At 70.3% G+C, this 6,066-nt stretch carries 6 protein-coding genes; 3 read left to right on the top strand and 3 right to left on the bottom strand.

The window, feature by feature from the left end; genetic code table 11:
* The first annotated feature begins 172 nt into the window (after positions 1-172).
* A complete protein-coding gene (locus tag ACI3KY_RS08210; protein WP_404929680.1) occupies positions 173-1,828 on the top strand; it encodes a DNA repair helicase XPB in 1,656 nt (551 codons plus the stop codon).
* Positions 1,829-1,888: 60 nt separating this feature from the next.
* Positions 1,889-2,266 (top strand): VOC family protein, encoded by a 378-nt coding sequence (locus ACI3KY_RS08205; RefSeq protein WP_404929679.1) that lies wholly within the window; start codon positions 1,889-1,891, stop codon positions 2,264-2,266.
* Between the two features lie 38 nt (positions 2,267-2,304).
* On the opposite strand, the gene ACI3KY_RS08200 is transcribed toward ACI3KY_RS08205, so the two are convergent.
* The 3 genes from ACI3KY_RS08200 to ACI3KY_RS08190 all read right to left on the bottom strand — a co-directional run bounded on the left by ACI3KY_RS08200 (position 2,305) and on the right by ACI3KY_RS08190 (position 5,155).
* Positions 2,305-3,012, bottom strand: a complete 708-nt coding sequence (locus tag ACI3KY_RS08200; protein ID WP_404929678.1) for a pyrimidine reductase family protein — start codon at positions 3,010-3,012, stop codon at positions 2,305-2,307.
* Positions 3,012-3,827 carry a dihydropteroate synthase gene (gene folP, locus ACI3KY_RS08195; protein ID WP_404929684.1) on the bottom strand — a complete coding sequence of 272 codons (816 nt, stop codon included), beginning with the start codon at positions 3,825-3,827 and terminating at the stop codon, positions 3,012-3,014. The genes ACI3KY_RS08200 and folP overlap by 1 nt, the downstream gene beginning before the upstream one ends.
* Before the next feature lie 89 nt (positions 3,828-3,916).
* Positions 3,917-5,155, bottom strand: a complete 1,239-nt coding sequence (locus ACI3KY_RS08190) for an NAD(P)/FAD-dependent oxidoreductase (protein WP_404929677.1) — start codon at positions 5,153-5,155, stop codon at positions 3,917-3,919.
* Between the two features lie 194 nt (positions 5,156-5,349).
* Here ACI3KY_RS08190 and ACI3KY_RS08185 point away from each other — a divergent pair, with 194 nt between their 5' ends.
* Entirely contained in the window at positions 5,350-6,042 is a 693-nt protein-coding gene (locus ACI3KY_RS08185; RefSeq protein ID WP_192635079.1) for a response regulator transcription factor, read from the top strand.
* Positions 6,043-6,066: the final 24 nt, after the last annotated feature.

Here is a 6,066-nt window from a genome sequence, read left to right as displayed (position 1 = left end):
GTCACGGTGCCACGGTTCGTCGAGACAGGGGATTCGCGCCGAGACCCAGGACGTGGCGCCGGGTCTCGGCGCGAATCCCCTGTCTCGACGAACCGTGGCACCGTGACACCTCGGCGCCGCGGGACACGCCGGGCGAACCGCGTCCCAGCGAGCGCCGGTAGACTGGCACGTTATGGCTGACGGCCCCCTCATCGTCCAGAGCGACCGCACGGTTCTCCTCGAGGTCGCGCACCCCGATGCGGAGAGCGCGCGGCACGAACTCGCGATCTTCGCGGAGCTCGAACGCGCCCCCGAGCACATCCACACGTACCGCATCACGCGGCTCGGGCTGTGGAACGCCCGCGCCGCGGGCCACGGCGCCGACGACATGCTGGCGACGCTCGAGCGGTGGTCGCGTTTCCCGGTTCCCCCGTCGGTGTCGATCGACATCTCCGAGACCGTCGGCCGCTACGGCCGGCTCGTGATCGAGCGCAACGGTGCCGACAAAGGCGGCGACGGCGAGCTGATCCTGCGGTCGACGGATGCCGCGGTGCTGGCGGAGGTGTCAAGGAACAAGCGCATCCAGCCGCTGCTGATCGGCCGCCTCTCCTCCGACGCGTTCGTCATCGACGCGTGGGCGCGCGGCCACATCAAACAGGAGCTGCTGAAGATCGGCTGGCCGGCCGAGGACCTCGCGGGCTACACCCCGGGCACGCCGCACCCGATCGACCTCGCCGAGAACGGGTGGCACCTGCGGCCGTACCAGCGGCAGGCCGTCGACATCTTCACGCAGGGCGGATCGGGCGTCGTCGTGCTGCCGTGCGGCGCCGGCAAGACGCTGGTCGGGGCGGCGGCGATGGCCGACACCAAGACCACGACTCTCATCCTGGTGACGAACACGGTGAGCGCGCGGCAGTGGCGGGACGAGCTGCTCAAGCGCACCTCGCTGACCGCCGAGGAGATCGGCGAATACTCCGGTCAGGCCAAGGAGATCAAGCCGGTCACGATCGCCACGTACCAGATCCTCACTGCCAAGCGGAAGGGACAGTACGCCCACCTCGCACTGTTGGACGCCCTCGACTGGGGTCTCATCGTGTACGACGAGGTGCACCTGCTTCCGGCGCCGGTGTTCAAGCTCACAGCCGACCTGCAGGCGCGGCGGCGGCTCGGGCTCACGGCGACGCTCGTGCGCGAGGACGGCCGCGAGGGCGACGTCTTCAGCCTCATCGGCCCCAAGCGGTTCGATGCGCCGTGGAAGGAGATCGAGGCGCAGGGCTTCATCTCGCCCGCGGTCTGCTACGAGGTCCGCGTCGACCTGCCCGCCGGCGACCGCCTGGAATACGCTGCCGCGGCCGACGACGAGCGCTACCGCCTCGCGGCGACGGCGCCGGCCAAGATCGGGGTCGTCCGCGACCTGGTGGCACGTCACGAGGGCGAGCGCATCCTCATCATCGGCCAGTACCTCGACCAGATCGATGTACTCGCTGAGGCGCTGAACGCTCCGAAGATCACCGGCGCGACGCCCGTGGACGAGCGCGAGGTGCTGTACCAGGCGTTCCGCGTGGGCGAGATCTCGGTGCTCGTCGTGTCGAAGGTCGCGAACTTCTCGATCGATCTGCCCGAGGCATCCGTCGCCATCCAGGTCTCGGGCTCGTTCGGCTCGCGCCAGGAAGAGGCCCAGCGCCTCGGACGCCTGCTGCGCCCCAAGCAGTCGAACCACACGGCCAGCTTCTACACCCTGATCGCCCGCGACACGGTCGACCAGGACTTCGCTCAGAATCGCCAGCGGTTCCTCGCCGAGCAGGGATACGCCTACACGATCCTCGACGCGCACTCGTTGGCCGCCTGACGCACGGGACCCCGGATGTCGCGCCTGGACGCTGTCGGAGGCATCCGGTAGACCAGACCCATGCCGGAGAACAACCGCATCGACCTCGTCGAGCTGCCCGCCGCCGACGCCGCCGCGCTGACGACTGCGCGCGAATTCTACGAATCGGCGTTCGGCTGGACCTTCACCGCCTACGGTGAGGGTTACGCCGACACGTCCGACAGCGGTGTGGCGCTCGGTCTCAACGGGTCGGCCGACGAGACGCAGCAGGCAGCGGCGCTCCCGGTCCTGTTCGTCGACGACCTCGAGGCGGCGCGATCCCGCGTCACAGCGTCGGGCGGCACGATCCGCCACGACATCTACGGCTTCCCCGGCGGACGCCGCTTCCACTTCGTGGACCCCGCGGGCAACGAGCTCGCCGTGTGGTCGCACGACCCCGCCGGGTCGACCGCGTCGTAGGCACGTCCCTTCGAACGCGTGGACGAGACGCCGCCCGTCTAGCTCGCCGCGTAGCGCAGGAAGGCGAACCCCTCGTCGTCGGTCACCACGCCCGCGAGTGCGAACCGGCGGTCGGACTCCCCCGCACCCTGTGCGATGCGCCCCGCGTCCCCGCCGACGAATCGGGGAGCCAGCGTGAGGCACACCTCGTCGACGAGTCCGGCGTCGAGCAGATCGCCGAAGAGGTGCGGCCCACCCTCGCACAGCACCTGGGTCCAGCCGCGCCGGGTGAACTCGTCGAGCATCGCATCCAGATCGACCGACTCGTCGCCGCACGCCATCACATCGGCCACGGAAGCGAAGAGCCCGCCGCGAGCGGTGGCCGTGGCATCCGTCGTCACGATCACGGGGCGGCGCACGGCGTCGGCGAAGACGGGGTCGCCCGGGTCCAGCTGCAACCGGCCGCTCACCACGGCGATCGCCGGCTGGTCATCGAGGTCTCTCGCCTGTCGCCACCGGACGTCGTCGGCGTCGACCCCGAGTCCCCCGTATCCCTCCGCACGCACGGTGCCGGCACCGACGAGCACCACGTCGGCCATCGTGCGCAGCACCTGCATGAGCGCGCGGTCGGTCCCGCCGCCGAGGGCGCCGCTGCGCCCGCCGAGCGTCACCGCGCCGTCCGCGCTCGAGACGAAGTTCATGCGCACGTGCGACGCCGTTCGGCCGGGCAGCTCGTACGCCGCGAAGAGCTCCTGACGGGTCGGCATCACTCGTTCCCCTCGGCGCGCGTGTTGTGGAGCTCGTACGCGGGATCGCGCCAGCCGAGCATCGCCTCGACCATGCGCATCGCGTCGACGGTCTCGCGCACGTTGTGAGCGCGCACGATGCGAGCCCCCTGCAGCACGCAGAACACCGCGGCGGCGAGCGAGCCCGAGAGGCGATCGCCTCGCGCACGGTCGAGCGTTTCACCCACGAAGTCCTTGTTGGACAGGGCGACGAGCATCGGCGCCCCGAGGCCGGAGAGCTCGCCGAGCCGGCGTGTGAGCTCCAGCGTCTGGCGCGTGCTCTTGTTGAGGTCGTGCCCCGGGTCGAGCACGATGCGATCGCCCGGCACGCCGTGCGCGAGCGCGAGGTCTCGCCGCGCGGCGAGGAACGCCGCCACGTCGCCGACCACGTCGCTGTAGCGCGGGAGCGGATGCGGCGTGCGCGGCGCCGCGAGGCTGTGGGCGATGACGACGCCAGCACCGCCTCGCGCGATGACGTCGGCCATCACCGGGTCGTGCAGCCCCGTGGTGTCGTTGATGATCGCAGCCCCGGCCTCGATCGCCGCGCGTGCGACCTCGGGATGGAACGTGTCGACACTGACCCGCGCGATGGGCGCGAGCTCGCGGACGACCGGTACGACACGTGCGATCTCCTCCTCCACCGGCACCGGCGGGCCGGGGGCGAACTTGACGCCGCCCACATCGACGATCTCGGCACCCGCCTCGACCGCGGCGACGCCCGCGGCCACCGCGGCATCGAGCGCGAAGGTGGCGCCGCGATCGTAGAAGGAGTCGGGGGTGCGGTTCACGATCGCCATCACGGCGATGTGCTGCGAGAGATCGAGGGGCCCACCGGGAAGGTCGAGCGTCCCCGCGAGCAGTCCGGGTGTCGTGTCGGGAGCGAGCGTCACGGGAGCAGGCTATCCAGCGGCACGTCCCCGTCCCGCAGGCGCTCCGCGTCGACCCGCTCCCCCGAGCGGATCAGCGCCTGCACCGTCTCGTTGACGTCCCAGACGTTGACGTTCATCCCCGCGACCACGCGACCCCGGCCGGACGAATCGGCGGCGTCGACCCAGAACGCGATGAACTCGCGGGCGGCGAGGTCACCGCGGACGACGAGCTCCGCATCCGCCATGAGCGGCGCGTAACCCGACAGCTCCATGCCCAGGTCGTACTGATCGGTGTAGAAGTACGGGATGTCGTCAAAGGATGCCGGCATGCCGAGCATCGCCCGAGCCGCGACCTTGCCCGCGTTCAGCGCGTTGGCCCAGTGCTCGCTGCGCAGATGGCGCTGCAGCACCGGGTGGAACGGGTTGGCGACATCTCCTGCCGCGTACACGTCCGGTGCGCTCGTGCGCAACGCCGCATCGGTCAGGACGCCGTTCAGGATGTCGAGGCCGGCCGCCTCGGCGAGCGCGGTGTCGGGCGCCGCGCCGACGCCGATCAGGACGAGGTCCGCGGGAAGGGTCTCACCATCGACGACCACCCCGTCGGCACGGTCCGAGCCCGTGATCCGCTCCACCGCGACCGATGTGCGCAGGTCGACGCCGTGCTCCCGGTGCAGTGTGCGGAAGACCTCCCCCATCTCGGCGCCGAGAGCGGCGGCCAGCGGCACGTCGCCGCGCTCCAGGATGGCCACCTCGTTGCCGAAGCCGCGCGCGGTCGCGGCGACCTCCATGCCGATCCACCCCGCGCCGATCACGACGAGCCGCCGCCCGCCGTCGCGCAGTTCCGCCGCGAGCCGCTGCGAGTCGTCGAGGCGACGCAGCGTCATGACGCCGGGCAGCTCGTGGCCCGGGAGCGGGATCATGCGCGGCGTCGCGCCGGTCGCCAGCAGCAACGCGTCGTAGTGCAGGCCGCTGCCGTCCGCGAGCTGGACCGTGTGCGCAGCGGGGTCGATCGAGGTCGCGGCCACGCCGCTCACCAGGCGGATGGCGCGCTCGGCGTACCAGTCCGTGGGGTGCAGGATGACCGCATCCATCCCCTCGCCGCCGGCGAGGTACCCCTTCGACAGCGGCGGCCGCTGATAGGGCGGGTGCGGTTCGGCGGCGACGATCGTGATGTCGCCGTCGAACCCTTCTTCGCGCAGCGCCTCGGCGGCGGTCCCGCCCGCGAGGCCTCCTCCGATGATCAGCATGTGACTCATGACGATTCCTCTCGTCGGTGCGCGGGCATCGTTCGGGTGCGCGTGCGCAGGGCTCTCGTGACCACGACGCTACCCTTCCTCGCCCCCGCACCGGCCGCTGCGGCGTCGAGATCCGCTCCCACGGGAAATGGCGATTTCGGGGCCGCGGCGCCGATATCCAGACGCCGCATCGGTTCCGCCGACATAATGAGGGCATGACCGCACCGCGCATCCTCGTCGTGGACGACGAACCGAACATTCGCGATCTGCTGATCACGAGCCTGCGATTCGCCGGATTCCAGGTACGGGCCGTCTCGAACGGCGCACAGACGATCTCGGCCGTCCTCGAAGAGGAGCCGGACCTCATCATCCTCGATGTGATGCTGCCCGACATGAACGGGTTCAGCGTCACCAAACGCCTCCGTGGCGCCGGCTACACCGCACCGATCCTCTTCCTCACCGCCAAGGACGAGACCGAGGACAAGATCACCGGCCTCAATGCCGGCGGCGACGACTACGTCACCAAGCCCTTCAGTCTCGACGAGATCGTGGCGCGCATCCAGGCGATCCTCCGCCGGACGATGCAGGCGGACGAGGAGTCCGTCATCCGCGCCGGCGAGATCACGATGGACCAGGACACGCACGACGTGCAGGTCGGCGAGGCATCGATCGACCTCAGCCCCACCGAGTTCAAGCTGCTGCGCTACCTCATGCTGAACCCCAACCGCGTGCTCTCGAAGGCGCAGATCCTCGACCACGTCTGGGAGTACGACTTCAACGGCGACGCAGGCATCGTCGAGAGCTACATCTCGTACCTCCGCCGCAAGATCGATCCGCACTCGACAGAGCCGCTCATCCAGACCAAGCGCGGCTTCGGCTACATGCTGAAGGCCGGCAAGACCGCGTAACGCGGCCCGAGCGAGGGGGACGAC

Origin of the sequence: Microbacterium sp. ZW T2_14 (assembly GCF_044987405.1) — a bacterium.
Classification (GTDB): Bacteria; Actinomycetota; Actinomycetes; order Actinomycetales; family Microbacteriaceae; genus Microbacterium.
Note: the sequence above shows the minus strand (reverse complement) of the source record. Positions and strands in the feature narration are given on the sequence as shown.

Excerpts from the sequence above, each read along its gene's own strand:
- folP (WP_404929684.1), bottom strand. The coding sequence starts at position 3,827 with ATGGCGATCGTGAACCGCACCCCCGACTCCTTCTACGATCGCGGCGCC.
- ACI3KY_RS08205 (WP_404929679.1), top strand. The coding sequence starts at position 1,889 with ATGCCGGAGAACAACCGCATCGACCTCGTCGAGCTGCCCGCCGCCGAC.
- ACI3KY_RS08210 (WP_404929680.1), top strand. The coding sequence starts at position 173 with ATGGCTGACGGCCCCCTCATCGTCCAGAGCGACCGCACGGTTCTCCTC.
- ACI3KY_RS08185 (WP_192635079.1), top strand. The coding sequence starts at position 5,350 with ATGACCGCACCGCGCATCCTCGTCGTGGACGACGAACCGAACATTCGC.
- ACI3KY_RS08200 (WP_404929678.1), bottom strand. The coding sequence starts at position 3,012 with ATGCCGACCCGTCAGGAGCTCTTCGCGGCGTACGAGCTGCCCGGCCGA.
- ACI3KY_RS08190 (WP_404929677.1), bottom strand. The coding sequence starts at position 5,155 with ATGAGTCACATGCTGATCATCGGAGGAGGCCTCGCGGGCGGGACCGCC.